Annotated in this window: 26 protein-coding genes; 13 read left to right on the top strand and 13 right to left on the bottom strand. The window is 62.4% G+C overall.

Annotation, left to right across the window (positions count from 1 at the left end; translation table 11 throughout):
* The first annotated feature begins 51 nt into the window (after window positions 1-51).
* Both NKH97_RS06900 and NKH97_RS06905 read left to right on the top strand, forming a co-directional pair.
* On the top strand, window positions 52-810 hold the full coding sequence (locus NKH97_RS06900; RefSeq protein WP_023812215.1) for a copper homeostasis protein CutC: 759 nt from the start codon (window positions 52-54) through the stop codon (window positions 808-810).
* Window positions 807-1,304, top strand: a complete 498-nt coding sequence (locus tag NKH97_RS06905) for a GNAT family N-acetyltransferase (RefSeq protein ID WP_023812216.1) — start codon at window positions 807-809, stop codon at window positions 1,302-1,304. The genes NKH97_RS06900 and NKH97_RS06905 overlap by 4 nt, the downstream gene beginning before the upstream one ends.
* Window positions 1,305-1,332: 28 nt before the next feature.
* Here the strand turns inward: NKH97_RS06905 and NKH97_RS33295 are convergent, their stop codons facing one another.
* The 6 genes from NKH97_RS33295 to NKH97_RS06930 all read right to left on the bottom strand — a co-directional run bounded on the left by NKH97_RS33295 (window position 1,333) and on the right by NKH97_RS06930 (window position 8,341).
* Complete coding sequence (locus tag NKH97_RS33295) at window positions 1,333-1,449, bottom strand: MFS transporter small subunit (protein ID WP_128304000.1); 117 nt, start codon at window positions 1,447-1,449, stop codon at window positions 1,333-1,335.
* Window positions 1,450-1,558: 109 nt separating this feature from the next.
* Window positions 1,559-2,938, bottom strand: a complete 1,380-nt coding sequence (locus NKH97_RS06910) for an L-lactate MFS transporter (RefSeq protein WP_352795844.1) — start codon at window positions 2,936-2,938, stop codon at window positions 1,559-1,561.
* 247 nt (window positions 2,939-3,185) lie between these two features.
* Window positions 3,186-4,208: an acyltransferase family protein gene (locus NKH97_RS06915; RefSeq protein WP_023812219.1), complete on the bottom strand. Its 1,023-nt coding sequence runs from the start codon at window positions 4,206-4,208 to the stop codon at window positions 3,186-3,188.
* 273 nt (window positions 4,209-4,481) lie between these two features.
* On the bottom strand, window positions 4,482-5,279 hold the full coding sequence (locus NKH97_RS06920; protein ID WP_023812220.1) for an FAD binding domain-containing protein: 798 nt from the start codon (window positions 5,277-5,279) through the stop codon (window positions 4,482-4,484).
* 90 nt (window positions 5,280-5,369) lie between these two features.
* A complete protein-coding gene (locus NKH97_RS06925; protein WP_023812221.1) occupies window positions 5,370-7,718 on the bottom strand; it encodes a xanthine dehydrogenase family protein molybdopterin-binding subunit in 2,349 nt (782 codons plus the stop codon).
* A 125-nt stretch (window positions 7,719-7,843) separates the two neighbouring features.
* Window positions 7,844-8,341, bottom strand: a complete 498-nt coding sequence (locus tag NKH97_RS06930) for a (2Fe-2S)-binding protein (RefSeq protein ID WP_023812222.1) — start codon at window positions 8,339-8,341, stop codon at window positions 7,844-7,846.
* 264 nt (window positions 8,342-8,605) lie between these two features.
* On the opposite strand from NKH97_RS06930, the gene NKH97_RS06935 reads away from it, so the two are divergent.
* From NKH97_RS06935 to NKH97_RS06945, 3 genes are all read left to right on the top strand, one after another.
* Window positions 8,606-9,790: an FIST signal transduction protein gene (locus tag NKH97_RS06935; RefSeq protein WP_050592709.1), complete on the top strand. Its 1,185-nt coding sequence runs from the start codon at window positions 8,606-8,608 to the stop codon at window positions 9,788-9,790.
* Between the two features lie 14 nt (window positions 9,791-9,804).
* Entirely contained in the window at window positions 9,805-11,145 is a 1,341-nt protein-coding gene (locus tag NKH97_RS06940; RefSeq protein ID WP_023812224.1) for a hybrid sensor histidine kinase/response regulator, read from the top strand.
* A 433-nt stretch (window positions 11,146-11,578) separates the two neighbouring features.
* Window positions 11,579-12,133 (top strand): tetratricopeptide repeat protein, encoded by a 555-nt coding sequence (locus tag NKH97_RS06945; protein WP_352795848.1) that lies wholly within the window; start codon window positions 11,579-11,581, stop codon window positions 12,131-12,133.
* Between the two features lie 120 nt (window positions 12,134-12,253).
* On the opposite strand, the gene NKH97_RS06950 is transcribed toward NKH97_RS06945, so the two are convergent.
* Entirely contained in the window at window positions 12,254-12,937 is a 684-nt protein-coding gene (locus NKH97_RS06950) for a response regulator (protein ID WP_023812226.1), read from the bottom strand.
* Window positions 12,938-13,112: 175 nt separating this feature from the next.
* Between NKH97_RS06950 and NKH97_RS06955 the strand changes: the two genes are divergently transcribed.
* Genes NKH97_RS06955 through NKH97_RS06965 form a run of 3 tightly spaced genes read left to right on the top strand, consistent with a single transcriptional unit; the run spans window position 13,113 to window position 14,926 of the window.
* Window positions 13,113-13,808, top strand: a complete 696-nt coding sequence (locus tag NKH97_RS06955) for a fumarylacetoacetate hydrolase family protein (protein ID WP_023812228.1) — start codon at window positions 13,113-13,115, stop codon at window positions 13,806-13,808.
* 4 nt (window positions 13,809-13,812) lie between these two features.
* Complete coding sequence (gene maiA / locus NKH97_RS06960; protein WP_023812229.1) at window positions 13,813-14,463, top strand: maleylacetoacetate isomerase; 651 nt, start codon at window positions 13,813-13,815, stop codon at window positions 14,461-14,463.
* The gene (locus NKH97_RS06965) at window positions 14,453-14,926 is read left to right on the top strand and encodes a DUF4262 domain-containing protein (RefSeq protein WP_023812230.1); all 474 of its coding nucleotides are present in this window, start codon (window positions 14,453-14,455) and stop codon (window positions 14,924-14,926) included. Before maiA ends, NKH97_RS06965 begins: the two co-directional genes overlap by 11 nt.
* 2 nt (window positions 14,927-14,928) lie before the next feature.
* On the opposite strand, the gene NKH97_RS06970 is transcribed toward NKH97_RS06965, so the two are convergent.
* Together NKH97_RS06970 and NKH97_RS33300 are read right to left on the bottom strand one after the other, a co-directional pair.
* Window positions 14,929-15,957, bottom strand: a complete 1,029-nt coding sequence (locus NKH97_RS06970) for an MFS transporter (protein WP_502897070.1) — start codon at window positions 15,955-15,957, stop codon at window positions 14,929-14,931.
* Window positions 15,958-15,995: 38 nt separating this feature from the next.
* Window positions 15,996-16,169, bottom strand: coding sequence for a hypothetical protein (locus NKH97_RS33300; protein WP_502897071.1), 174 nt, complete (start codon window positions 16,167-16,169; stop codon window positions 15,996-15,998).
* Window positions 16,170-16,268: 99 nt separating this feature from the next.
* Here NKH97_RS33300 and NKH97_RS06975 point away from each other — a divergent pair, with 99 nt between their 5' ends.
* Both NKH97_RS06975 and NKH97_RS06980 read left to right on the top strand, forming a co-directional pair.
* Complete coding sequence (locus NKH97_RS06975; RefSeq protein WP_023812232.1) at window positions 16,269-16,730, top strand: winged helix-turn-helix transcriptional regulator; 462 nt, start codon at window positions 16,269-16,271, stop codon at window positions 16,728-16,730.
* 98 nt (window positions 16,731-16,828) lie between these two features.
* Window positions 16,829-17,869: a zinc-dependent alcohol dehydrogenase family protein gene (locus NKH97_RS06980; RefSeq protein ID WP_023812233.1), complete on the top strand. Its 1,041-nt coding sequence runs from the start codon at window positions 16,829-16,831 to the stop codon at window positions 17,867-17,869.
* An 18-nt stretch (window positions 17,870-17,887) separates the two neighbouring features.
* On the opposite strand, the gene NKH97_RS06985 is transcribed toward NKH97_RS06980, so the two are convergent.
* Window positions 17,888-18,778: a DMT family transporter gene (locus NKH97_RS06985; RefSeq protein ID WP_023812234.1), complete on the bottom strand. Its 891-nt coding sequence runs from the start codon at window positions 18,776-18,778 to the stop codon at window positions 17,888-17,890.
* Window positions 18,779-18,882: 104 nt separating this feature from the next.
* Here NKH97_RS06985 and NKH97_RS06990 point away from each other — a divergent pair, with 104 nt between their 5' ends.
* Window positions 18,883-20,286 (top strand): aminotransferase-like domain-containing protein, encoded by a 1,404-nt coding sequence (locus NKH97_RS06990; protein WP_023812235.1) that lies wholly within the window; start codon window positions 18,883-18,885, stop codon window positions 20,284-20,286.
* A 232-nt stretch (window positions 20,287-20,518) separates the two neighbouring features.
* Window positions 20,519-21,715, top strand: a complete 1,197-nt coding sequence (cml, locus tag NKH97_RS06995) for a CmlA/FloR family chloramphenicol efflux MFS transporter (RefSeq protein WP_023812236.1) — start codon at window positions 20,519-20,521, stop codon at window positions 21,713-21,715.
* Window positions 21,716-21,764: 49 nt separating this feature from the next.
* On the opposite strand, the gene NKH97_RS07000 is transcribed toward cml, so the two are convergent.
* A complete protein-coding gene (locus NKH97_RS07000; RefSeq protein WP_023812237.1) occupies window positions 21,765-22,658 on the bottom strand; it encodes a LysR family transcriptional regulator in 894 nt (297 codons plus the stop codon).
* Between the two features lie 127 nt (window positions 22,659-22,785).
* Between NKH97_RS07000 and NKH97_RS07005 the strand changes: the two genes are divergently transcribed.
* Complete coding sequence (locus NKH97_RS07005) at window positions 22,786-24,258, top strand: MFS transporter (protein WP_023812238.1); 1,473 nt, start codon at window positions 22,786-22,788, stop codon at window positions 24,256-24,258.
* Window positions 24,259-24,283: 25 nt separating this feature from the next.
* On the opposite strand, the gene NKH97_RS07010 is transcribed toward NKH97_RS07005, so the two are convergent.
* Window positions 24,284-24,781 (bottom strand): MaoC family dehydratase, encoded by a 498-nt coding sequence (locus tag NKH97_RS07010; protein WP_023812239.1) that lies wholly within the window; start codon window positions 24,779-24,781, stop codon window positions 24,284-24,286.
* Window positions 24,782-24,973: 192 nt separating this feature from the next.
* On the bottom strand, window positions 24,974-25,402 hold the full coding sequence (locus NKH97_RS07015) for a phasin family protein (protein ID WP_128303992.1): 429 nt from the start codon (window positions 25,400-25,402) through the stop codon (window positions 24,974-24,976).
* Window positions 25,403-25,493 lie beyond the last annotated feature (91 nt).

Below are 25,493 nucleotides of genomic sequence, written 5' to 3' on the forward strand. Positions count from 1 at the left end.
CAGCCGGCCCGGTGCTAGGGCTGGCCGGGAAATCATGGACTGGATCGCCCCTTGACCAAAGCTCTCCGCCTGCCGCTGATCGAAATCTGTGTCGAAGGCATTGACGGCCTGCTCGCGGCGCAAGCCGCTGGCGCCGACCGGGTCGAATTATGCGCCAGCCTCATCGAAGGCGGCATCACGCCGAGCCTCGGCACGGTCCGCGCCGCCATCGAGCAGGCAAGCGTGCCGTTTCACGTCATGGTGCGGCCGCGCGGCGGCGATTTTCTCTACAGTGAGACCGAATACGCCTCGATGCTGGCCGATGTCTCGGCACTGCGCGAACTCGGCGTGCCCGGCGTGGTGTTTGGCTGCCTGAACGCCGATGGCACCATGGATGAGGCGCGCATGAGCGAACTGACACAAGCCGCTGGCCCCTTGAACGTCACCTGCCATCGCGCCTTCGACATGACGCGCGATCCGGCCGAGGCGCTCGAATCGCTGATCCGCAGCAAGGTCGGCCGCGTGCTGACCAGCGGCCAGCGTGACACTGCCGTCGAAGGCTTGCCGCTGTTGGCGGATCTGGTGCGGCAGGCCGGCGACCGCATCGTCATCCTCGGCTGCGGCGGCCTGGATTTGCACAACATTGCCGAAGTGCGCAGCAAAACCGGCCTGTCCGAAATGCATTTTGCCGCCCTCAAGGATGTGCCGAGTGCCATGGACTACCGCAATCCCCATGTCGGCATGGGTGGTTCCGATCTCGATCGCGAGTATCGCAACACGCTGACCGACACACCGCTGGTGGCGGCAACGATTGCGGCAGCCAAGGCATGACCTCTACCCCTGCCCCGATAGCCCGTGTATCGGCCGCAGACGAAGCGGCGATCCTGGCGCTCAACAACGAGCATGCCGCCGAACTGTCGTGGCTGGAGGCTGAGCGGCTGTCTTTCCTGCTTGGCGAAGCGTTTTACACCAGGCGCATCGGCGATCTCGAAGCCTTCATCATGACCTTCGACCAGGACGCCCGCTACGACAGCCCGAATTTCCTGTGGTTCCGCGAGCGCTATAAGCGCTTCGTCTATGTCGACCGCGTCGTCGTGGCGGCGCATGCGCGCGGCCGCGGCCATGCCCGCCGGCTCTATCAGGATCTGTTCGGCCATGTTGAGCGCGCCGGCTACAATCTGGTCACCTGCGAAGTCAACACCGCCCCGCCGAACCCTGCCTCGGATGCCTTTCACGCCGCCCTTGGCTTCACTGAGGCCGGCGACGCCGTCATCCATGGCGGCAAGAAAGCGGTCCGCTATTACATCAGACGAACCTCCGTCTGAGGCCAGGCGGATCGAACTGAAGACAGGGCTACTGGAACAAGGCTGTCGCACTCACCAGCGTCATCCAGAACCCCCAGACCAACGGGATGCCGACCAGCAGCCAGGCCAGCGTCAGTTTGATCGAATTGCCGTTGTCTTGCGCCATGGTCGGTCTCCTCAGAGCATGATCCCGAAATTGGGCTCCGGTTTCGGAAAAGATCATGCTCAAACAATACGATAGAGCCCATCCCGATTCTATCGGGATGGAACTGGCTCTAAGCCACCGCTGGTTCGGTCTTCATGTGGAAGCGCGCATTGACCGGCCGCATCATCAGGTTGAGCAGGAGGCCGATGACCAGCAGGCCGGCCATGATGTACATGGTGACCGTGTAGGCGTCGGCCTTCGCCACGCCGCTGTCGATCTGGGACTGCCTGATATAATTCACCAGCACCGGGCCAAGCACGCCCGCCACCGACCACGCGGTCAGCAATCGGCCGTGGATGGCGCCGACGTAACGCACGCCGAAGACGTCGCGCAGGTAGGCGGGAATGGTGGCGAAGCCGCCGCCATACATGCTGAGGATGATCCCGTAGAACAGCACGAACAGGAAGACGCTGCCGGTCTGGCCGGTCCAAGGCACCGCCGCATAGAGGACGACGCCCAGCGCGAAGAAGATGGCATAGGTTGTCTTGCGGCCGATATAATCGCTGGTCGAGGCCCAGAAGAAGCGGCCGAGCATGTTGAAGATCGACAACAGGCCGACGAAACCGGCAGCAGCGGCCGGCGAGATGCGTCCCGGGAACATCTCCTGGCTCATGGCCGAGGCTTGCCCGAGCACGCCAATGCCTGCCGTGACGTTAAGGCACAGCACACCCCAAAGCAGCCAGAACTGCGGCGTCTTCAACGCATCGTCGAGATGGACATTGGACGTCGTCACCATCGCATCCTGTGCCGCCGGCGGCGTCCATCCGGCGGGCCGCCAGCCCTCCGGCGGCACCCTGACGATAACAGCCCCAATCAGCATGAAGACGAAATAGACGATGCCCAGCACGAGGAAGGTTTCAGCGACGCCGATATGCTCAGGCGTCGAAAACAGCTTCATCAGATAAACCGACAGCGGCGAGGCGATGAAGGCGCCGCCGCCGAAGCCCATGATCGCCATGCCGGTTGCCATGCCCGGCCGGTCCGGAAACCAGGTGATCAGCGTCTTGACCGGCGAGATGTAGCCGAGGCCGAGACCGATGCCGCCCAGCACGCCGTAGCCGAGATAGATGATCCACAACTGGTGCAGATAGACGCCGAGCGCCGAGACAATGAAGCCGCCACCGAAACAGCAGGCAGAAGCGACCATGGCTTTGCGCGGCCCGACACGATCCAGCCAGCCGCCGCCGAACGCCGCCGCAATGCCCAGGAACAGGATCGCGATCGAGAAAATCCAGCCAAGGCCGGTCAGCTTCCAGTCGTCGGGCGCCGAGTCGGTGATGCCGACCAACTTCGACATCGGCAGGTTGAAAACGCTGAACGCATAGGCCTGGCCGATGCAAAGGTGTATGCAGAGCGCCGCTGGCGGCACCATCCACCTGCTGAAGCCAGGTTCGGCGACGGTGCGTGAGCGGTCGAGCCAGCCGCCCGCCCTCTCCCCGGTCGTGTCCATTCCATCCTCCCAGATGCGTCTTCGAACCATCTTCTCAGATGTGTCCTGCGAACAAACTAGGAGGGTGAGCCGGTGAGGCAATAAGGAATGCCCGTCATAAGACCAATGTCTAATGAGACTGGCCTATATCGAAAGCAGGTCATTACTTTCCAAAAAATTATATTAGAGATAATTAATTGATTGTCTGCTTATGAAGCGCGATCCACTCCACCTGCACTCGCGATCATCTGGCCGGGCACGACGGCATTCACCAGTTGCGGTTGAGCCATTCGCGCGCCGGGCGCTCGATGAGGTAGTAGCTGCAGAGCGCGCAGGCAAAAACGCCGGCCAGCATCGGGATCGGCGCGCTGCCTTGTTCATAGACGAATTTGTAGAACGGCTGCTGCCACAGATAGAGCGAGTACGACCACAGGCCCAGCGTCGCCATCGGCCAGGAGGACAGCAATCCGGAAAAATACCGTGGGCTGAAATCGAGTGCGTTGACGGCCAGCGCCAGCAGCGGCACCGCGAAGAGATAGTGGATCGGCGTCGGCACCTGATCCAGGAACAGGACAACGGCACAGAACGTTGCCACCAGGGCCACATGCTTGCCTCTCAAAAACGCAGGCAGCCTGCCATCGGCCTTGAGCAGGCAGATCGAAGCCGACAGCAGGATCGACGCGATGTGCACGTCGGTGCGCCAATAAGTGGTTTCGTAGTCCATCCCGAAGACCCAGTACGAAACCGCGCCATTGGCCATGGCCAGCAAGGCCAGCGCCAGGAGCAGCACGACCACGCGAGAGCGACTTGAGACGATGACGCTGATCAGCGCCAGGATGATGTAGGCGTGCTCCTCGATGCAGAGCGACCAGATATGGTCGAGCGCCCCTGCCCGCGTCAGGAGAATGCCGGCATAGTTGTAGGTGAATGTCAGCGCCGTCAGCGCCGCCTTCCATTTGAAGGCGATGAACGTGCCGGCCAGCGCGATCATCGCGACGACTACGAAGACCAGAAGAGCTGGATAGATGCGGGAGAAGCGGCGTTTGAAGAATTTTTTCAGCGGGTAGCGTTCGATGAACAGGATCTCGCCCATCAGCCGGCCGCTGAGCACGAAGAAGAATTCGACGCCCAGCACGCCAAGATTGATTCCCGGAACCGGAAAGAAATGGCCGATCAGCACCAGCGCGATCGAAAGGCCGCGCCAGCCGTCGAGATAGGCCAGTCTTGTTCTGGTTGATCTGTCGGCGGCGGATCGGGACGGAACGACATGCGTCGCGGAAATGTCGGTCATGCCGATCCTCTCGCAATAGGTATGCGAAGGGTACGACGGTACATTTCGAACCCAGCTCGCATTCCCGCCCAAATCCATATTGCAGTGCAATATGGATTTGTGCAAGTGCGAGATTGCCGCCGGTGCAGTTCCAGGTGAAGTGTCGGCGGAAGAAATTGCTCAGGCAAACGATTGGTGCGGGGGGCGATTCCATCAAAATTGGACAACTACAGGTCGTCCCAAAAAGGAAAAGGGGCCGCATGACCCCTTCTCCCGTGTTCACAACTGACCGTATCAGGCGTTGGCGGCAGCCACCGCGCGCTTGGCCATCACCGCGATCAGATTGGCGCGATAGTCGGCCGAGGCATGGATGTCGGTCATCAAATTCTTCGCCGGCACTTTTACCCCTTCGAGTGCCGAGGCCGCGAAGTTCCCGGCTAATGCTGCCTCGATCTCCTTCGAACGAAAAACGCCGTCGTCGCCGGCACCGGTGACGGCGACGCTGACGCCATCCTTGCCCTTGGCCACGAACACGCCGACGATGGCGTAGCGCGATGCCGGATTGCGGAATTTTTCATAGGCCGCCTTGGCCGGCGCGGTGAAGGTGACGGCGGTGACGATTTCGCCATCCTTCAACGACGTTTCGAACAGGCCTTTGAAGAATTTGTCGGCTGATATCTGGCGCTTGTTGGTGATGATGGTGGCGCCCAGCGCCAGCAGCGCCGCCGGATAATCGGCCGCCGGATCGTTGTTGGCGATCGAGCCGCCGATCGTCCCCTTGTGGCGCACCGCCGGATCACCGATCAGCGATGCCAGATGAGAAAGCGCCGGACAGACCTTCTTCAGCTTCTCGTCATTGGCAACAGCGTGATGCGTGGTGGCGGCGCCGATGGCGACGGTCTTGCCCGACACCGTGACGCCCTGCAGCTCCGTGATCCGCGACAGGTCGACAAGGTCGGACGGCGCGGCAAGCCGCGTCTTCATCGCCGGGATCAGCGTCATGCCGCCCGAAAGCAGCTTGGCGTCGCCGGTCTTGATCAGCTTGGCGGCATCGGCGACCGAGGCGGCGCGGTGATAGTTGACTGCGTACATTTGTCTTTCTCCCCTGGGTGAAAGAGCGAACAGGAAGTAGCGAACATCGCGTTCTCCCCCTATTCGCTACTCCCTATTCGCCATTCGCGTTCAATGTTTCGTCGCGCGGATCGCGGCCCACACGGTGGACGGCGAAGCCGGCATGGCAAGATCGTTGCTGCCGATGGCATCGGTGATGGCGTTGATCACCGCCGGCGGTGAGCCGATGGCGCCGGCCTCGCCGCAGCCCTTGATCCCCAACGGATTGCCCGGGCAAGGCGTGTTCGAGGTCGAGACCTTGAACGACGGCAGATCGCCGGCGCGCGGCATGGTGTAATCCATGTAGCTCGCGGTCAGCAATTGTCCGCTGTTGTCGTAATAGGCGCCTTCGAGCAGTGCCTGGCCAATGCCTTGCGCCAGCCCGCCATGCACCTGGCCCTCGACGATCATCGGGTTGATGATGTTGCCGAAATCGTCAGCGGCGACGAACTGGACGATCTCGGTGACGCCGGTTTCCGGGTCGACCTCGACCTCGCAGATATAGCAGCCCGCCGGGAAGGTGAAATTCGACGGATCGTAGAACGCCGTCTCCTTGAGCCCGGGCTCCATGCCGCCCGGCAGGTTGTGGGCAGTGTAGGCGGCCAGCGCCATCTGGAACCACGGCACGTTCTTGTCGGTGCCGGCCACCTTCAGCGCGCCGTTCTCGATGATGATGTCGCCTTCGTCGGCCTCGAGCAGGTGCGCCGCGATCTTCTTGGCCTTGGCCTCGACCTTGTCGAGCGCCTTGACGATGGCCGACATGCCGACCGCACCCGAGCGCGAGCCATAGGTGCCCATGCCCATCTGCACCTTGTCGGTGTCGCCATGGACGATCGAGACCGAATCGAGCGGCACGCCGAAGCGCTCATTGACCAGTTGCGCGAAGGTCGTCTCATGGCCCTGGCCGTGGCTGTGAGAGCCGGTCAGCACCTCGATCGTACCGACCGCGTTGACGCGCACTTCCGCCGATTCCCAAAGGCCGACACCGGCGCCGAGCGAGCCGACGGCCGCAGACGGCGCGATGCCGCAGGCCTCGATGTAGCAGCTCATGCCGATGCCGCGCAGCAACCCCTTGTTGGCGGCGGCGGCCTTGCGCTTGGCGAAGCCGGCATAATCCGACGCCTGCATTGCCGCATCGAGCGAAGCGGCATAGTCGCCGGCGTCATAGCACATGATGACCGGCGTCTGATGCGGAAACGCTGTGACGAAGTTCTTGCGCCGCAGCTCAGCCGGCGAAACGCCGAACTGGCGGGCCGCCGTCTCCATCATGCGCTCCATGACGAAGGTCGCTTCCGGCCGCCCCGCCCCGCGATAGGCATCGACGGGCGCGGTGTTGGTGTAGATCGCCTTCACATTGGCGTGGATGGCCGGGATGTTGTACTGGCCCGACAGCAGCGTCGCATAGAGATAGGTCGGCGTCGCCGATGAAAACAGCGACATATAGGCGCCAAGATTGGCTTGGGTTTCCACCTTCAGGCCGAGGATCCTGTGGTCCTTGTCGAAGGCCATTTCAGCATGGGTGTGATGGTCGCGGCCATGCGCGTCGGTCAGAAAACTTTCGGTCCGGTCGGCCACCCATTTGACCGGCACGCCGGTCTTCTTTGACGCCCACAGGCAGACGATCTCTTCGGGATAGATGTAGATCTTCGAGCCGAAGCCGCCGCCGACATCGGGCGCGATCACGCGCAGCTTGTTTTCCGGCGCGACATTGTAGAAGGCGCTCATCACCAGCCGCGCCACATGCGGATTCTGCGAGGTCGTCCAGCAGGTATAGTGATCCTCGGCCTTGTCGTAATGGCCAAGTGCGGCGCGCGGCTCCATGGCGTTGGGCACCAGCCGGTTGTTGATGATGTCCATCTTGACGACATGGGCCGCCTTCCCGAAGGCCGCCGCGGTGTCGTCGGCATTGCCGATGTCCCAGTCGAAGATCAGATTGTTGTCGGCTTCGGGGTGGATCTGCGGCGCACCCTTGTCCATCGCCTTGGAGGCATCGACGACGGCCTTCAACTCCTTGTAGGTGATCTCGACCGCCTCGGCGGCATCACGCGCCTGCCCCTTGGTCTCGGCGACGACGATGACGACGGCGTCGCCGACATAACGGACCCGGTCGAACGCCAGTGGCGACCATGCCCCCATCTTCATCGGCGAGCCGTCCTTGGAGTGGATCATCCAGCCACAGATGAGATTGCCGATGCCGTCGGCCTTGAGTTCCTTGCCGGTCAGCACGCCGATGACCCCGGGCATGCCCTGGGCCTTCTTCACATCGATCTTCTTGATCTGCGCATGCGCGTGCGGACTGCGCACGAACGCGGCGTGCTTCATGCCGGGAACCACCATGTCGTCGACATAGCGGCCGGCGCCCGTGATGAACCGTTTGTCTTCCTTGCGCGCGACCCGAGCGCCAACACCTTCAATGCCCATCAGAAATTCCTCCGGAATTTATGGGAGTAGGGCAGTAGGGGAGTAAGGGAGTAGGGAAAAAGAGGCCTCGTTGCGTTGGCCTTTTTGCCCTACTCCCCTACTGCCCTACTCCCTTATTCCCTTGCCTAAGCAGCTTGTTTCGCCTTACCCTTCGACCCCTTCATCGTCGTCGATGCGGCGAGGATCGCCTTGACGATGTTGTGGTAGCCGGTACAGCGGCAGATGTTGCCGTCGAGCTCGGCGCGCACCGTCGCCTCGTCGAGCCCTTCGGGGTGGCGGCTGATCATGTCGGTCGCCGTCATGATCATGCCCGGCGTGCAGAAGCCGCACTGCAGCCCGTGATGTTCCTTGAAGGCGGCCTGCACCGGATGCAGGTCGGCGCCATTGGCCAGGCCCTCGATCGTCAACACGGTGGAGCCGGAGGCCTGCACCGCAAGCATCGTACAGGATTTGACCGCCTTGCCATCAACGTGGACGACGCAGGCACCGCATTGCGAGGTGTCGCAACCGACATGCGTGCCGGTAAGACCGAGATTTTCCCGTAGGAAGTGAACCAGAAGTGTTCGGTCCTCGGCAGCACCGCTGACCCGCTTTCCGTTCACCATCAACGAAACGTCCGACATGGTCCCTCCCTGGGTATCAACCTTGGTATCCACGCTGCCGACGCGGTATTCGCGCTTCGGTGGTGCATTATTCGTACACCGCACATCGGACAAAAAACAGCACGTCGCAAACGCGGAACATTGTACTTTCGGTCATGGCCGCGCCCAAACATGCGGTGCCGGTGGCCCCATTGCCAAACCGCCGATTGAAGGCAACAATGTCGGTCGACGCCCGCGCGCCAGAAGCATTTAAAAACAGCCGCGCACAAAAAAGCGTCGGAGGAAATGCGGAGAACATCGCTGGCCAATTCACAGACGCGCTATGCATGCGGCCTGTCGGCGCTCACCACGGACGAGCCCGACATGGAGGCGTTCGCCAAGGCGATCGCACTGGAAGCAGCCGCCATCGACGCAGGCTTTGCCCTGCTGTTCTTTTCCCAGAGCCTAGTCGAAGCCAGCGCCCTTTCCCAGGCGCTCATGACCCACGCACCGGCGCTCCACCACGCCGGCTGTTCGACTGCCGGCGAGATCACGCCGCAAGGTCTCGAGGATGGTCATGTGCTGGCCATGCTGCTTCCGTCCACCGCGTTCACCGCCGTTAGCGTGATGGTCGAAAATCTGTCCTCGTCGGGTATGGACAGGATCACCGGCGAGGTGGAGACCCTGCGGCGATCGCTGCGCGCGCGCCTCGGTTGCGATCGGACCAAAGGCACTTTCGCGCTCTGCTTCATCGACGGGCTCTCTTATGCCGAAGAAGCGGTGAGTTCAGCCATCCACTGGGGCCTCGATGACATACCGCTGCTTGGCGGCTCCGCCGGCGACGATCTGAAATTCGAGACGACGCGCCTGATCTCGAACGGCAAGGTCACCTCCGACAGCGCCATCATCGTGCTGATATCGACCGAAATTCCCTTCCATGTCTTCAAGACCGACAACTTCGTTCCCACCGATGAAAAACTGGTGGTGACGGCTTCCGATCCCGATCACCGCATCGTGCGCGAATTCAACGCCACCAATGCAGCGCAGGAATATGCCGCGTCCGTCGGCATCGTCGCGCAGATGCTGACGCCACTGAGCTTCGCCTCGCATCCCGTGGTGGTGAAGGTGGGCGGCCAATATTATTGCCGATCGATCCAGAAGATGCATGCCGACGGCTCGCTGTCGTTCTTCTGCGCCATAGACGATGGCGTCGTGCTGTCGATCGCCCAACCAAAGGACATGGTCGAATCGACGCGCGCCGCCCTGCGCGATGTCGAGGAGAGGCTTGGCGGCATCGACATGATCCTCGGCTTCGACTGCGTGCTGCGCCGGCTCGACGCGCGCAATCGGCAGGTGTTTCGCGAGATTTCGGAACTCTACCGGGTCAACAATGTCATCGGCTTCGGCACCTATGGCGAACAGTACCGGTCGATGCATCTGAATCAGACTTTTACCGGCATCGCCTTCGGCGAGCGCCAGGCGGCGGAATAGGACGGCGCAACAAGATGCCGCTGAGGGACATAAACGATCTTGAAAAGCTGAAGAAGATCAACGCGGCACTGGTCAGCCGCGTCGAGCGCTCTATGGACCAGCAAGGCAACGCCTTTTCGCTGTTCCAGACCGCGATTTCGCTGGAAAACCGGGTGCGCACCCGCACCGAGGAACTGCACTCGACCTTGCGCCGGCTGGAGCAGTCGAACATCGACCTCAGCGCCGCCAAGGAAAACGCCGAACTGGCGAACCTGTCGAAAACCCGTTTCCTCGCCGCTGCCAGCCACGACGTGCTGCAGCCGCTGAACGCGGCCCATCTCTCGGTTTCGGCGCTCGCCGAAGTTCAGACCAGTGACGAGGGCAAGAAACTGGTGCGGCAGGTCGAGCGCTCGCTGGAAACGATGGAGGACCTGCTGCGAACCCTGCTCGACATCTCCAAGCTCGATGCCGGCGTGGTGCAGCCCGACATAAGCGATGTCAGCCTGGAGGCGCTGTTCTCGTCGCTTCGCTCGGATTTCCTGCCGGTGGCGGAGATGAAAGGCCTGTCGCTGAAATTCCGGCCGGTCCATGCGGTGGTCCGCTCCGACCGCACGCTGCTGCGCCGCATCCTGCAGAACATTCTTTCCAACGCGCTGGGCTATACACGCTCGGGCGGCGTGCTTGTCGGCACCAGACATCGCGGCGACACCATCCGCATCGACGTCGCCGATACGGGCTGCGGCATTCCCGACGACCAGCGCGAGGCGGTATTCGAGGAGTTCCATCGCGGCACCTCGCCGGCCAATGCCGAACTGGACGGTGGCGGTCTCGGGCTCGGGCTTGCCATCGTGCGCCGCATGGCCAGCGCGCTCGGCCATCCCGTGACATTCTCGTCGAAGGTCGGACGCGGCACGATCTTCCACATCGATGTTCCCGTCGGCATCGGTGCGCCAGCCGATGCCATCGCTAGCGTTGCCGATATGGAACGGCCGCGCGGCTATGGCCTGTTCGGCACCAAGGTGCTGCTGGTCGAGAACGATATCGAAGTGCTGCAGGCCATGACCTTCCTGCTCGAACGCTGGCAATGCCTGGTGCGGGCCGCGACCTCGACCGACGATGCGCTCGACATGCTTGGCGACACCGACTGGGTGCCCGACATCGTCATTGCCGACCAGCATCTCGACGGCGGCGATCTCGGCACCACGACCATCGCCGAAGTCCGCGATTATCTCGGCCGCGCCGTGCCGGCGCTGATCGTCACCGCCGACAGTTCGGAAGCGGTCGCCAAAGCCGCCCGCTCCGGCGGCATCGAACTGATGCGCAAGCCGCTGAAGCCGGCACAGCTAAGGGCGCTGCTGGCACATTTGCTGGCTTAGACAATAACCAATTCGATGCTTAACTACTTGGAAAGACGGAGGCGTCACTTTTGAGATCGCCACCGTTTAAATATTGGAAATTCCGAAAAAAAGTTGACGATGATCTTCCGGAAGTCCGCATACATTACGTATCCGCACGCAGTAGTTTGACAATTTGGATCGAGACCTCTTGGACATTCCTTTTCATCCAGTCGCAAGGACGTGCTTGATAATTTTGGCGTCCCCATAAAAAGCGGCACGGCAGATGGGATAAGGAAGGTAACGCTCATGCGCGCTGACGCGGTGCCGTGATTATGAGGGGCATCGTCCAGGCGCGACTGTGAGATCCGGCAATTACGGTGACAGTGCACTCTTAATATGTCCTCCCGGCCCATAGTGCATACTGTCAACGCATTTGATAGCGCAAAGGTGATGATTGAAAGAGGAGCTACCTATGTCCGATGACGACACGCATTTAGTTCAAGCCAAGGAAGCCCTCCACAAGGGTGAAGTGGAGAAAGCAATATCAATTCTCTTAGACGCAATGAACTATGAGAGCAAGAAAGCGGCGGCGGCGTATTCTCTGGGGATAGTTTATGACAGTAATACCGATTGTCACGATGATGATCTGGCGGTAAGTTACTATTCGATGGCAGAAAGTGGCGGAATCGAAATGGCAACTTATAGAATTGCTGGGTTGAAACAAAGAATTGGCGACAATATTGAATCTTTAGAGCTGTTTAAAAAAATCTCCACCCGGAACCCGTCCGCCGCCTACTGGTGCTATCGCTTGATACAGAAAAATGAACCGACTGATCCGGATGCTGAAATATTTCTAAAAAGCGCTGCATCTCAAGGCCACATTCTTGCGAAGAGGGATATATTAATGGAGAAACTGAAAGGAAGGCGAGGCGCTGCTCAAATGGTTATCGGCGCGTTTGGTATGATAAGACTATTTAGAGAAACGATGGCTGCATATGCGGCGAGGGATGAGCTACTGTACCAATAGATGTAGAGGCCGAAATTGTTGCGATTTTCGAATTACGGTGACAGTGCACTTTTACCACGTTCGCCCAGCCAGTGTTGAGCGTGGTGGTGACAACCCTACTTGGATGAGGGACGGCGAGCCTCAAAACCCAGCCTGATCCCGAAACAGCTCCGCATTGTCCAGCTTCGAAACCTCGATCACCGCCTGCGTGCGGCTGTAGACATTGAGCTTGCGCAATATCTCCGAGACATGCGCTTTCACGGTGGTCTCTCCCACCTGCAGCTCGTAGGCGATCTGCTTGTTGAGCAGGCCCTGGCGCAGCATCTGCAGCACGCGCAGTTGCTGGGGCGTCAGCGTCGACAGGCGCTGCACCATGTCGGCGCGGTCGACGCTTTCAGCGTCGGGTGTGCGGCCTTCATAAGTTTCCGGCACATAGATCGCGCCTTCCATCACCGAGCGTATGGCGGCGGCGAGGTCGCTCTTGCGCGCCGATTTCGGGATAAAGCCGGCGACACCATACGACAGCGCCTCGGAAATGATCTTCGGCTCCTCATAGCCCGAGACGATGACCACCGGCAGGCGCGGATAGCGGGTCCGGAGCTGCAGCAGGCCTTCAAAGCCATGCACGTCGGGCATGTTGAGGTCGAGCAGCGCGAGATCGAACGGCTTGGCGCCGGCCAGAAGGTCCAGCGCCTCGGTGATCGAGCGCGCCTCCACGGTGTCGACTTCCGGGTAGGCCATCTGCACGGCGCTGTGCAGCGCCTCGCGAAACAGCGGGTGATCGTCGATGATCAGGAACCGGGCGCGATCGTGGGTTGCGGTCATAGGGGTTCATTTCAGTTCGTGGGCGATTAGAATAGCCTCGTCAGCATGGCCAGATTATTGCCAAATAGTATATCGCCATCTCCGGCGGAAAGTGCCGCCGGCACTTTCTCGACCAAATCGCCTTGTCCAGGCCCCCAAATCGGTCGAATGTTCCGGCAACCAAGCAGAGACCCACATGACAGAATTCGTCCTTCCCTTGCCCGCAACCGCATCGGTGGCCATTGCGGGCTCGTCCGATCGTTTCGCGGTGCGCCGTATCTACTGCGTCGGCCGCAACTACGCGGCGCATGCCCGCGAATTCGGCAATGACGAGCGTGATCCGCCCTTCTTCTTTACCAAGCCGGCCGACGCGGTGGTCGATTCCGGCACCGCTATCCCCTACCCGCCGCTGACGGCCGATCTACACCACGAGATCGAATTGGTGGCTGCGATCGGCAAAGCCGGCTTCCGCATTGCCCGCGACAAGGCGCTGGACCACGTCTGGGGCTACGGCGTCGGCATCGACCTCACTCGCCGCGATCTGCAGGACGAGGCCAAGAAGGCCGCCCGTCCGTGGGACTGGTCGAAGGCCTTCGACCGCTCCGCGCCTTGCGGCCCGCTGATCCCCGCGGCGAAATCCGGCCACCCACAGAAGGGCCGCATCTGGCTCGCCGTCAACGGCAAGGTCAGGCAGGATGCCGACCTCGCTGAACTGATCTGGCCAATATCGGATATCGTGTCGATCTGCAGCGAGGCGATGGAGCTCGAGCCCGGCGACCTGATCTTCACCGGTACGCCGGCAGGCGTCGGCGCGGTTGGCCCCGGCGACACGATGACCGGCGGCGTCGACGGCATCGGCACCATCGAAGTGACCATCGGCCAGCCGAAGTGAGCGCATGAGCGGCCTCGTCCTGCATAATTACTACCGTTCCTCCACCTCCTACCGGGTGCGGATCGCGCTGGAGATGAAGGGGCTGAGCTACGACTATGTCCCGCATCATCTGCGCCATGGCGAACATCTGGAACCAGCCTATCTCGCGGTCAATCCGCAAGGCCTGGTGCCGGCGCTGGTGCTCGGCGACGGCACGCTGCTGACGCAATCGCTGGCGATCATCGAGTTCCTCGACGAGACCAAACCGGAACCACCGCTGCTGCCGAAGGACCCGGCCGGCCGGGCACGCGTGAGAATGCTGGCGCAGATGATCGCCTGCGACATCCACCCGGTGAACAATCTGCGCGTGCTGACCTCGCTGCGCACGCTGTTCGGCGCCGGCGACGAAGACATCGCCAACTGGTTCCGCCATTGGGTGAACGAGGGCTTTCAGCCGCTTGAAAAGATCATGGCGTCGGCGGCGGAGAGGGGTACATTCTGCCATGGCGACGCGCCGGGCCTGGCCGACATCTGCCTCGCCGCGCAGATTGCCAGCAACGCCCGCTTCGGCGTCGACTTGACCCCCTACCCGACGATCGCGCGCATCAATGCCGCCTGCATGGCGCTGCCGGCCTTCCAGAAAGCCGCGCCCCGGAACCAGATCGATGCCGAGTAGAAAAGCCACCGACCCAGGTGAAGCCAAGGCGCTGGCCGATATAGAGGCTTATGGCTGCCACATCTTGCATGTGCTGGAGGAAGGCGACGATCCGCCTTTCACCTATTCGGTTGGAATAGAGCACAACTTCAAGGCGCCGGAACTCATCGTCATCGGCCTGAAGCCGGAAATCTCCCAGTTCATCATCAACGAGTATTGCAGCCGCGTCCGCTCCGGCGAGGTTTTCCAACCAGGGCAGCGATCGTCCGGTTTTATCGAAGGTTTCGACTGTCAATTCGGCGCCGTTCATATCGAACACTATCGCGAGCATTTCGGCTGGGACCTCTGGTTCTACGACGGCCTGGATTTCGGTGTTCTCCAGCTGATCTATCCCACTGTGGACGGCATCTGGCCGTGGCAGGCCGAGGCGAGCGACTGGTTCCGAGCCTGGCAGCCGCTTCTCGACACCGCGCCGTGGCCATAGGCTTATCTGCCGACGCGCAGCGTCAACGCCCAGAACAGCAGCGCCAACAGGCCGATGCCGGCGCCAAGCACACAGACGCCATTCCAGCCCATTGCACCATAAGCCATGGTCGAGGCGATGGAGCCCAGGGCGCTGCCGACCGAGTAGAAGATCATGTAGCCGCCAACCAGTCGGCTGCGCGCATCCGGCCGCCGGGCGAAGATCAGGCTCTGGTTGGTGACGTGGACGGCCTGGATCGCCAGATCCAGCATGACTATGCCGGCGACGAGCAACCACAGAGACATGCCCATGAAGGCGATCGGCAGCCAAGCCGCCATCATCAGCAGCAGGCTGAGGCCGGTGACCAACTGGCCGCATCCACGATCGACGAGGCCGCCGGTCCAGCGCGCACCGAGCGCGCCGGCGACGCCCGCAAGGCCGAAAAGCCCGATCTCGGTATGCGAAAGTGAAAATGGCGCGACGCTGAACGGCAGTACCAGCGGCGCCCACAGCACGTTGAAGCTGGCGAAGATCAGCATGGCCAGCACCGCCCGCACGCGCAGCAGCGGCTCCTGCGCGAACAGCAGCAGCACCGAAGCGAGCAGGCGTGGATAGGATGTGCGTGGCCGCTCCGCCTCGTGGCGCGGCAGGATCAGGTAGAGAACCATCGCCATGACGAGCGTCAACATGGCCGAGACAAGATAAACCCAGCGCCAGCCGGCGAAATCGGCGACGACCCCCGAAGCGAAGCGGGCAAGCAGGATGCCCAGGATGACGCCGCTGGTGACGGTGCCGACCGCCCGCCCCCGCTCCGATGCTACAGCGAGGTCGGCAGCGAAGGCGACCAGCACCTGCACCACCACCGCCAGCAGCCCGACGACCGCGAGGCTCGCCAGCAGCATCGCCGCGTTGGGCGCGATCCCGACCGCCACCAGCGCCACGGCAGACAGAATCGCCTGCCCGGCAATCAGCTTGCGGCGATCGAACAGGTCGCCCAGCGGCACGATGAAGAACAGGCCGAGCCCATAGCCGATCTGCGTGACCGTCACCACGATGCCGACCGAGGCCGGCGCGATAGCAAAATCATGCGCTATGGCGTCGAGCAGCGGATGAGCGAATAGATATTGGCGACGCTCAGGCCGCAGGCGATGGCGAAGATCAGCGCGGTCAATCGTGACAATCCCGTAGGCGGCGGCGCCACCCGATGCGGCCCATCGGATTGCTCGAGGCTTGTTGCACCGCTGTTCGCCACCTGCATGTTCATGTCTCTCTCCACAAAAGGTTTCAACTTGAAACCTCTTGCTGGATAGGCGGAACAGTTTTATGTTGCAACCGAAATTAGAGCATTGGACCGACGACTGCCATGGTGAAACGAACGAGCCACCACGAAGCGGATTGCTTCATAGCGCGACCACTGGACGCGATTGGCGACTGGTGGTCGCTGCTCATCGTGCGTGACGCCTTCGACGGCTTGCGGCGCTTCGGCGAATTCCAGAAGAGCCTCGGCGTCGCCAAGAACATCCTGTCGTCGCGGCTGCGCAATCTTGTCGCGCATGGCATCCTCGAAACGGTCCCGGCGCCCGACGGCAGCGCGCATCATGAATATGTGCTGACGCAAAAGGGACGCGGCCTGTTCTATGTCCTGGTTGCCCTGCGGCAATGGGGCGAAACCTACTTCGCCGGACCGGGCGAACCCTATACCTTCATGGTCGACAATCTCACCAGCCGGCCGATCAAGCGACTGGAAGTACATGCCGAGGACGGGCGGCAGCTTGCCCCCGGCGAAACCCGGCTTGCCGACTTTCGCAACCGCGGAACCGGTTAAGAGCTGCTGCCTGCCAACAGGCCTGGCGGAATCGATTTCTGCTCGACCAGACAGGGAATCGGCTATCGTTTCCTGCAGCACAGAGGGTGGAGTGACCGATGAAAGCCGTCGTCTTCGAGAAATTCGGCGAAGCGCCGAGGATCCAGACCGTTCCTGATCCGAAGCCGGCCGCTGATGGCGTCGTCATCAAGGTCGAGGCGACCGGTCTGTGCCGCAGCGACTGGCATGGCTGGATGGGTCATGACGACGGCATCACGCTGCCGCATGTGCCGGGCCACGAGCTGGCCGGCGTCGTTGTTGCCGCCGGCAAGCAGGTCACCCGCTGGAAAGCCGGCGAGCGCGTCACCGTGCCGTTCGCCGTCGGCTGCGGCCGCTGCTTCGAGTGCAATTCGGGCAATCACCAGGTCTGCGAACACCAGACACAGCCTGGCTTCACCGGCTGGGGCTCGTTCGCCGAATATGTCGCCATCGAACACGCCGATACCAATCTCGTGCGCTTGCCCGACGAGATGGAATTCGCCACCGCCGCCAGCCTCGGCTGCCGCTTCGTCACCTCGTTTCGAGCCATCGTCGACCAGGGCCGGGTGAAGCCGGGCGAATGGGTCGCGGTGCATGGCTGCGGCGGCGTCGGCCTGTCGGCGATCATGATCGCCAGTTCAATGGGCGCCAATGTCATCGCCATCGATCTCACCGACGAGAAACTGGATTTCGCCAAAAAGATCGGCGCCGTCGCCACCATCAATGCATCCACGACACCGAACGTGGTCAAGGCGGTCAAGCAGATCACCAATGGCGGCGCGCACATGTCGATGGACGCGCTCGGCCACCCCACCACCTCGTTCAATTCGATATCCAATCTGCGCCGGCGCGGCCGCCATGTGCAGGTCGGCCTGATGCTGGGCGAGCATGCCCGGCCGCAGGTGCCGATGGACAAGGTGATCGCCTTTGAACTCGAAATCCTCGGCAGCCACGGCATGCAGGCCTACCGCTACCAGGCGATGATGGACATGATCCGCAACGGCAAGCTGAAGCCCGAACTGCTGGTCGGCAAGAGGATCAGCCTCGACGAGGCGCCCGCGGCCCTGATGGCGATGGGCGGCTTCGAGGGCATTGGTATTGGGGTGGTCACGAAGTTTTAGGCGAGGACGGTACCGTCGTCAGGCGATCGCGCGTCGTGGCAATTCCTGCTTCGCGAATCGCTTGGCGCCGACGACGCAAAGCACGACGCCAAGCGTGACGACCACCATCAGCGGGCTGACCTGCTCGTGCAGCAGCGTCGCTGCCAGTGCCAGTCCGAAAAATGGCTGCAGCAGCTGCAACTGCCCGACCGCGGCGATGCCGCCTTGCGCCAGCCCGCGATACCAGAACACGAAGCCGATCAGCATGCTGAACAGCGAGACATAGGCAAGCCCTATCCACGCACTGACGCCGACGCCGTCGAACGACGGCGGCATGGTCATCAGCGTCAGCACCAGCATGATCGGCAGCGACAGCACCAGCGCCCAGCAGATCACTTGCCAGCCGCCAAGCTTGCGTGACAGCGCGGCACCCTCGGCATAGCCCAGACCGCAGGCGATGATGGCGGCCAGCATCAAACCATCACCCACCGGCGAGGCCGTCACGCCCTGCGTCAGGGCAAAACCCGCGACCAGCGCGCTGCCGATGCATGAAAACAGCCAGAACGCCGGGCGCGGCCGATCGCCGCCGCGCAGCACGCCGAAAATCGCAGTGGCCAGCGGCAGCAGGCCGACGAAGATGATGGAATGGGCCGTGGTGACGTGCTTGAGCGCCAGTGCGGTCAGCAAGGGAAAGCCGACCACCACGCCAAGCGCGACGATCACCAGCGACAGCAGGTCGCCGCGCTCCGGACGCTTTTGCCGAAACAGGAGCAGCAGTGCCAGGCCAAGCAGTCCGGCAATCGCCGCTCGGGCCGAAGTCAGGAATGTCGGATCGAAATCCCTGACCGCCACGCGCGTTGCCGGCAGCGAGCCGCTGAAGATCAACACGCCGATGAATCCATTCATCCAGCCGCTCGCGGTCTTGTCCATCGTATGCTCCGTTTGTCGGCTCCGTATCGCGCGGAGCCGGTAGTATCGCCAGAGACAATGCGGTACAATTACACACAACTGTCATGCTTAGAAGAGCAGTACGGATGGACAAACAGACAACAGGAAGCGAGAGCAGCGGAACGCTGGTCGAAGGCGTCATGGCGACGATCCGCCAGCGGATCGCGGCGCGCAGCCTGACGCCGGGAGCGCAATTGCCGTCGATCCGCACCTTTGCCAAATCCATGCGAGTGTCCAAATCCACCGTGGTCGAAGCCTATGAGCGGCTCGCCGCCGAAGGTGCGATCCGCTCGCGGCCGGGCTCCGGATTCTATGCCGCCGGATCGCTGGCGCCGCTGTCGCTGGCCGAGATTGGTCCTCGCCTCGACCGCGCGGTCGACCCCCTCTGGATCTCACGCCAGTCCCTGGAGGCCGGCGACGACATGCTGAAACCCGGCTGCGGCTGGCTGCCGGCCTCGTGGATGCCGCAGGCAGGTCTGCGCCGGGCACTGCGCACGGTAGCGCGTGCCGACGATATCGCACTGGTCGATTACGGCACGCCGCTCGGCCTGCCACCGCTGCGGCAATTGCTGGCGCGGCGTATGGCCGGGCACGGCATCGAGGCCTCTCCCGGGCAGATCATGCTGACGGAATCAGGCACGCAGGCCATCGACCTGTTGTGCCGGTTCCTGATCGAGCCGGGCGACACCGTGCTGGTCGACGACCCCTGCTACTTCAACTTCCACGCTCTGTTGCGCGCCCACCGGGCCAAGGTCGTCAGTGTCCCCTACACGCCGTCGGGGCCGGATATCGATCTATTCGCGCAAGCGTTGGCCGAGCACCGGCCGCGCCTCTACATCACCAATTCCGCCATCCACAACCCGACCGGCGCGGTGCTGTCGCCAGTCACCGCCCATCGGCTGCTCAAGCTCGCCGACCAATCGGATCTGACCATCGTCGAAGACGACATCTTCGCCGATTTCGAACATGCGCCCGCCCCGAGGCTGGCGGCGTTCGATGGTCTCAACCGCGTTGTCCACATCGGCAGCTTCTCCAAAACGCTTTCGGCGTCGGTTCGCTGCGGCTTCATCGCTGCACCGCGCGACTGGATCGAGCCCCTGACCGACCTCAAGATCGCCACTACCTTCGGCGGCGGCCGGCTCGCGGCCGAACTGGTGCTGACGCTGCTCAAGGACGGCAGCTACCGCAAGCATATGGATTTGCTGCGCGCGAAGCTTGCCCGCGCCATGGGCGAGACCAGCGTTCGTCTGAAGGCGATCGGTATCTCACCCTGGATCGACCAGCCGGCCGGCCTGTTCCTGTGGTGCAGCCTGCCGGATGGCGTCGATGCGGCTGAAGTGGCCCGCCGCGCTTTGGCCGACAACATCGTGCTGGCGCCCGGCAACGCGTTCAGCCTGTCTGGAACGGCCAGCCGCTTCCTGCGCTTCAACGTCGCCCAATGCACGGACGAGCGGATTTTCACGGTGATCGAAGCTGCGATGGCGCGTTGATGCCCATCAAGCTGATCCTGTTGCCTGGGCAACCTTCGGCTGCTAGGGAACCGCGAGCGCACTCGAGAGAATGTCCGCGCAATCATTCCGGGATAGTGGTTATGGGAACCAGCAAGTCAGCAGACAAGTAGGCCGCAACAGCAGTTCGTTGTTGCGGCGGCCCGTCATTTCCCATTTTCAGTGAGAACGGCAGATCGCCGCCAAATGTAGCCATTTGAGCGGATGTTCAATCATGCCTTGTCCAAAAAACCCGACATGGACCACTTCCCTGCCAGCAGCCATGGTGCTGATGGCGCCCTTCGACATCCTGGCCTCGCTGGCCATGGATATCTACCTCCCGATCGTCCCGGCGATGCCGGGAATCCTCAAGACATCGCCTGATGTCATCCAGCTGACGCTGAGCCTCTACATGATCTGTCTTGGGCTCGGCCAAATCGTCTTCGGCCCGATTTCCGACAGGATCGGCAGGCGTCCGGTGCTGATCGGCGGCGCGCTTTTATTTGCAGGCGCTTCCGGCCTGCTCGCCTGCACCTCGCTGGCCATGGTGTTCGTCGCCTTGCGGGTCGTGCAGGCCATCGGTGCATCCGCCATTCTCGTTGCGACCTTTGCAACGGTTCGCGACGTTTATGCGCAGAGGCCTGAAAGTGCCGTCATCTACGGCCTGTTCAGTTCGATGCTGGCCTTCGTGCCGGCGTTGGGGCCGGTTGCCGGTGCATTGATCGCCGACAATCTCGGCTGGCGCGCGATCTTCCTGACGCTCGGCGGTCTGGCGGTAGCCGCCACCCTCAACGCATGGCCGAGATGGCATGAAACACGGCCCACCAATGGCAACGACAGGCGAATGGCGTTTCGTCCCATTCTCTCCAGCTTAGCCTTCTGGACCTATACGCTCGGCTTCAGCGCCGCCATGGGCGCCTTCTTCGTGTTCTTTTCGACAGCGCCACGGGTGCTCATGGATCGCGCCGGCTTTTCACAACTCGGTTTCAGCCTTGCCTTTGCCACCGCGGCACTGGTCATGATCGTGACCACCCGCTTCGCCAAAAGGTTCATTGCACACTGGGACATCGCGGGCAGCGTCGCGCGCGGCATGGCGATGTTGCTGCTCGGCGCGGCACTGCTGGCATTCGGACAGGTATTCGCGGCACCGTCCTTCGTCACATTCGTCGGCCCGATGTGGGTCATCGCCGTGGGCATCGTCTTCACTGTTTCGGTCACCGCGAACGGCGCACTCGAGGCCTTCGGCGATGTCGCGGGAACCGCCGTCGCGCTCTACTTCTGCATCCAGAGCCTTGTCGTCGGCATCCTCGGCACGCTGTTCATCATCCTGCTTGATGGAGACACGGCGTGGCCGCTGGTGGGCTACTGTTCGGTCATGGCGACGCTCACACTAAGCGCGCTGAGATATTTGCGGAAACGCCAAACCGAATAAACGGGACAGATGAGAAGCCTGGGCGATTGGCGCAGGCTTCTCATCGTTGTCAGCGAGACGCCGCGCAGATCTCCCGCACGCAGTCGCGCAGCCAGCGTTGCGCCGGATCGGCATCCAGGCGCGGGTGCCACAGCATGGAGATGGTGACCCCAGCCGTGGCAACAGGCAGGGCAAAACTGTGCATGCCGACGCGTGCGCCCTCGGTGTGCCGCTCCGGAACGCTGGCGATCAGGTCTGATGTGCGGGCCATGGCAAGGGCTGCCGAGAACCCGGACACCATGCACACGATTGTCCGCTGCAGCCCGAGCCGGTTCAAAGCCTCGTCGATCGGCCCTTTCTCGCGGCCACGCCGTGAAACGCTGATGTGCCGGCCTGCGGCATAGCGCTCTGGCGTCACCGTGCCCTCGCTCAACGGATGGCCCATTCGCACGGCGCCGATGAAGCGGTCGCGAAGCAATGCCTGGATGCGCACCTCCGGTCCGGTCTCGCCAGCGACGCCTATGTCCAGGTCGATCGCCACATCGCGCAGCGACATGACGTCTCCATCGGACTTCGGTGCAAAGCGGAGCCGCACGCCGGGCGCATCGGCCTGGATACGGGCAACGAGACGAGGGGCGAACTCTTCGACGAAGCTCTCATTGGTGCGCAGCGTGAAGACCCTGTCCAGGCTCGGGAGATCGAGCAAGGTGGCAGGACGCAGCAGCGCCTCCGCATCCTGGACGACACGACCAGCCTGTTGTCGCAGTTCTTCCGCACGCGGCGTCGCCACCAAGCCGCGACCGGAGCGAACCAGCAGCGGATCGCCCGTCGCCTGGCGCAGCCGCGCCAGCGTCCGACTCATCGCCGAGGGGCTGAGGCGCAGGCGGTTGGCGGCGCGCGCCACGCTGCCTTCGGTCAGCAGGACGTCGAGAGCGAACAGCAGATTGAGATCGGGCGATGTCATCGGCGGATCATGGCATGATATGGCGCCAAACGCACGAGTAAGATGCAAACGCTGCGCCTTCCGCCACATCTGCCAAGGGACTAGATCTCCAGCAGTTCCGGTTATGGACTGATGGAAGGGGATCGCCGTGGCAATTGCCGAGCAAAATCTGGACGGGCGCGCATCGGCGCCGCCACGGATGCAATCCGCCCGCTGGGCGCTGGCAAGCCTGTCGCTCGCCACGCTGCTGTCGTCGTTGGGAACCAGCATTGCCAGCGTCGGGCTACCGTCGCTGATGCAGGATTTCGACGCGACGTTCCAGTCCGTGCAATGGGTGGTTCTGGCCTATCTGCTCGCCATCACCACACTGATCGTCAGCGCCGGACGGCTGGCCGACATGTTCGGGCGCAGGCCGTTGCTGCTTGGCGGCATCGCGCTGTTCACATCGGCATCGGTGCTCTGCGGCCTGGCGCCGACACTCTGGCTGCTGATTGCCGCACGCGCCGTGCAGGGACTTGGCGCGGCGCTGATGATGGCGCTGACGCTGGCCTTTGTCGCCGAAACCGTGACCAAAGACAGAATTGGCAGCGCCATGGGCCTGCTCGGCGCCATGTCCGCGATCGGCACGACACTTGGCCCTTCGCTCGGCGGCCTTTTGATCGCCGGCTTCGGCTGGCGAGCGATCTTCCTCGTCAATGTCCCGCTGGGTGTGCTCACCTTCGCTCTCGCCTGGCGTGCCCTGCCGGCACACAGCAAGACAGCGCAGCAGGTCGACCGAGGCACGTTCGATGTCGTGGGCACCGCCTTGCTGGCCTTGACGCTGGCCGCCTATGCACTGGCCATGACGTTTGGCCGAGGCAATTTCGGCGCACTCAACATCAGCCTGCTGATAGCTGCCGGCATCGGCGTGTTTCTCTTCGCCGCCGCGCAGGCGAGAGTGAAAAACCCCTTGATCCAGCTTGCCAGCTTCCGCGACCTCCAACTGAGCGCCAGTCTCGCCATGAGCCTCGTCGTCGCCACGGTGATGATGGCGACCCTGGTGGTGGCCCCGTTCTACCTGTCGCGAGGACTTGGGCTCGATGCCGCAATGGTCGGCCTCGCGCTGTCGACCGGGCCGCTCGTCTCGACCTTGTCGGCGCTGGTGGCCGGACGCCTGGCCGACCGCTTCGGCGCCCACAGGATGATGGTCGCAGGCCTGCTCAGCCTCGCGACAGGCACGTTCCTGCTGTCGCTCGCCGTGACCAGACTCGGCATTGCCGGCTATGTCGTTGCGATCACCGTCACCTGCATCGGCTATGCCCTGTTCCAGACATCCAACAATGCAGCCGTCATGACCGGTGTCGGCGCCGGCCAGCGCGGCGTCGTTTCCGGCCTGCTCAACCTTTCGCGCAATCTCGGGCTGATCACCGGCGCATCGGTGATGGGCGCCATATTCGCCGTCGCATCGGCCAAAGGGCAGGAAGGCATTGGACTTCTGAGTTCCGAGGCCGCAGCACGGGGAATGCAGGTCACATTTCAGACGGCCACGGTGCTGGCGCTGGCTGCACTGTTCCTCGCACTGCTCTCGGCCCGCGCCGAGTTCAAGCGGCAGAGGCTGGTGGAAGTATCACAAGACCTCTGATTTTGCGCTCCAGGTGAACAGCCTCTCACGCCCCTGCCCGCTTGCGGCGTTCATAAAGCATGACCAGCGTTTCGGCCATCAAAGCAGGCTTTTCCTCGCCTTCGATCTCGACCGTGTTGGCGGCCTTCATCAGATACTGGCCGGGGCCCCTGTCCTCCATGGACAGCAGCGTGATGCGCAGTCTGATGCGGGCACCGACCTTGACCGGTGCCAGGAAGCGTACCTTGTCGAAGCCATAATTGAAGGCGGCCTGCGTATTCTCGGGCACGATGCCCATGCCGAGCGCCAGTGCGCCGATGATCGACAGCGTCAGATAGCCATGCGCGATCGTCGTGCGGAACGGGCTTTGCCGCCGCGCCCTTTCAGGGTCGACATGAATCCATTGATGGTCGCCGGTGCATTCAGCGAACTGGTCGATGCGGTTCTGGTCGACCGTCGTCCACTCCGACACGCCGAGTTCCAGCCCGGCCATCGTCCTCAACTGCTCGTAGGTAGGCGGCGTTTTAGGCCGTATTTCGTTCATTCCTGGTTTCCCGATCGCTTCCAGAGCCTCCGGACCACGAACTGACGGCCTCTGTCAATTCGCTCTGCGCGAATCCGTTCCGTCGATTTCGGCCGCAATCGTGCCACGCCGCCGGCGCAGTCGCAGGTCAAATCGGGCTTTCCGGGCTTCAGGGCGCTGTCGGCAGCAATGAGCCGGCCCCGGCCACATCCGCTACTTCTTCTCGTAGCCGGCGCGGATTTCCTCCATCGCCTCCTTGATGCGGGTGCGCAGGATGTCGACCGATTCGGCACCGGATTTCTTGACCAGTTCAGCCACTTCGCCCGCATTCTTCAACGCGGCCTCGAAGGACTTCCTGGCAAACTCCCTCCGTTTGGCCATCAGTTCCTGCGGATTGCCCGGCGCCCTGTAGCTTTGCGCGATATCGGTGACCTCGCGCAGCGTATCCTGCAGCATCTCGCGCTGCCGGGACAACAGCGAGGTGGCGCCGGCGGCACCGGCTCGTGCCGATTTCTCCAGCGCTTCGATGTTCTTGCGATGATGGGCGAGGATCGCCTCGACATCGACATTGGGCACCTTCAGGTCGCGGCCGAACCTGCCGAACATGTCCATGAAAGAATCGGATTCCGGTTGTTTTGCCATGCTCGTTTGCTCCCCTTTGCCGCATGATGCGGGCACCCTCGGCGGGAGAATAGCACTCGCATGCCGCGAGTCCATGAACGCGGAGGAATGA

Origin of the sequence: Mesorhizobium sp. M0870 (assembly GCF_040319775.1) — a bacterium.
Lineage (GTDB): Bacteria > Pseudomonadota > Alphaproteobacteria > Rhizobiales > Rhizobiaceae > Mesorhizobium.

What these genes read in the sequence shown, in the direction of transcription:
- NKH97_RS06915 (WP_023812219.1), bottom strand. Translation starts at nt 4,208, where the DNA reads ATGACCGACATTTCCGCGACGCATGTCGTTCCGTCCCGATCCGCCGCC.
- NKH97_RS07015 (WP_128303992.1), bottom strand. Translation starts at nt 25,402, where the DNA reads ATGGCAAAACAACCGGAATCCGATTCTTTCATGGACATGTTCGGCAGG.
- NKH97_RS06950 (WP_023812226.1), bottom strand. Translation starts at nt 12,937, where the DNA reads ATGACCGCAACCCACGATCGCGCCCGGTTCCTGATCATCGACGATCAC.
- NKH97_RS06940 (WP_023812224.1), top strand. Translation starts at nt 9,805, where the DNA reads ATGCCGCTGAGGGACATAAACGATCTTGAAAAGCTGAAGAAGATCAAC.
- NKH97_RS06985 (WP_023812234.1), bottom strand. Translation starts at nt 18,778, where the DNA reads ATGGACAAGACCGCGAGCGGCTGGATGAATGGATTCATCGGCGTGTTG.
- NKH97_RS07010 (WP_023812239.1), bottom strand. Translation starts at nt 24,781, where the DNA reads ATGAACGAAATACGGCCTAAAACGCCGCCTACCTACGAGCAGTTGAGG.
- NKH97_RS06945 (WP_352795848.1), top strand. Translation starts at nt 11,579, where the DNA reads ATGTCCGATGACGACACGCATTTAGTTCAAGCCAAGGAAGCCCTCCAC.
- NKH97_RS07000 (WP_023812237.1), bottom strand. Translation starts at nt 22,658, where the DNA reads ATGACATCGCCCGATCTCAATCTGCTGTTCGCTCTCGACGTCCTGCTG.
- cml (WP_023812236.1), top strand. Translation starts at nt 20,519, where the DNA reads ATGCCTTGTCCAAAAAACCCGACATGGACCACTTCCCTGCCAGCAGCC.
- NKH97_RS06905 (WP_023812216.1), top strand. Translation starts at nt 807, where the DNA reads ATGACCTCTACCCCTGCCCCGATAGCCCGTGTATCGGCCGCAGACGAA.
- NKH97_RS06980 (WP_023812233.1), top strand. Translation starts at nt 16,829, where the DNA reads ATGAAAGCCGTCGTCTTCGAGAAATTCGGCGAAGCGCCGAGGATCCAG.
- maiA (WP_023812229.1), top strand. Translation starts at nt 13,813, where the DNA reads ATGAGCGGCCTCGTCCTGCATAATTACTACCGTTCCTCCACCTCCTAC.
- NKH97_RS33300 (WP_502897071.1), bottom strand. Translation starts at nt 16,169, where the DNA reads ATGAACATGCAGGTGGCGAACAGCGGTGCAACAAGCCTCGAGCAATCC.
- NKH97_RS06965 (WP_023812230.1), top strand. Translation starts at nt 14,453, where the DNA reads ATGCCGAGTAGAAAAGCCACCGACCCAGGTGAAGCCAAGGCGCTGGCC.
- NKH97_RS06930 (WP_023812222.1), bottom strand. Translation starts at nt 8,341, where the DNA reads ATGTCGGACGTTTCGTTGATGGTGAACGGAAAGCGGGTCAGCGGTGCT.
- NKH97_RS33295 (WP_128304000.1), bottom strand. Translation starts at nt 1,449, where the DNA reads ATGGCGCAAGACAACGGCAATTCGATCAAACTGACGCTGGCCTGGCTG.
- NKH97_RS06920 (WP_023812220.1), bottom strand. Translation starts at nt 5,279, where the DNA reads ATGTACGCAGTCAACTATCACCGCGCCGCCTCGGTCGCCGATGCCGCC.
- NKH97_RS06925 (WP_023812221.1), bottom strand. Translation starts at nt 7,718, where the DNA reads ATGGGCATTGAAGGTGTTGGCGCTCGGGTCGCGCGCAAGGAAGACAAA.
- NKH97_RS06910 (WP_352795844.1), bottom strand. Translation starts at nt 2,938, where the DNA reads ATGGACACGACCGGGGAGAGGGCGGGCGGCTGGCTCGACCGCTCACGC.
- NKH97_RS06975 (WP_023812232.1), top strand. Translation starts at nt 16,269, where the DNA reads ATGGTGAAACGAACGAGCCACCACGAAGCGGATTGCTTCATAGCGCGA.
- NKH97_RS06990 (WP_023812235.1), top strand. Translation starts at nt 18,883, where the DNA reads ATGGACAAACAGACAACAGGAAGCGAGAGCAGCGGAACGCTGGTCGAA.
- NKH97_RS06955 (WP_023812228.1), top strand. Translation starts at nt 13,113, where the DNA reads ATGACAGAATTCGTCCTTCCCTTGCCCGCAACCGCATCGGTGGCCATT.
- NKH97_RS06935 (WP_050592709.1), top strand. Translation starts at nt 8,606, where the DNA reads ATGCGGAGAACATCGCTGGCCAATTCACAGACGCGCTATGCATGCGGC.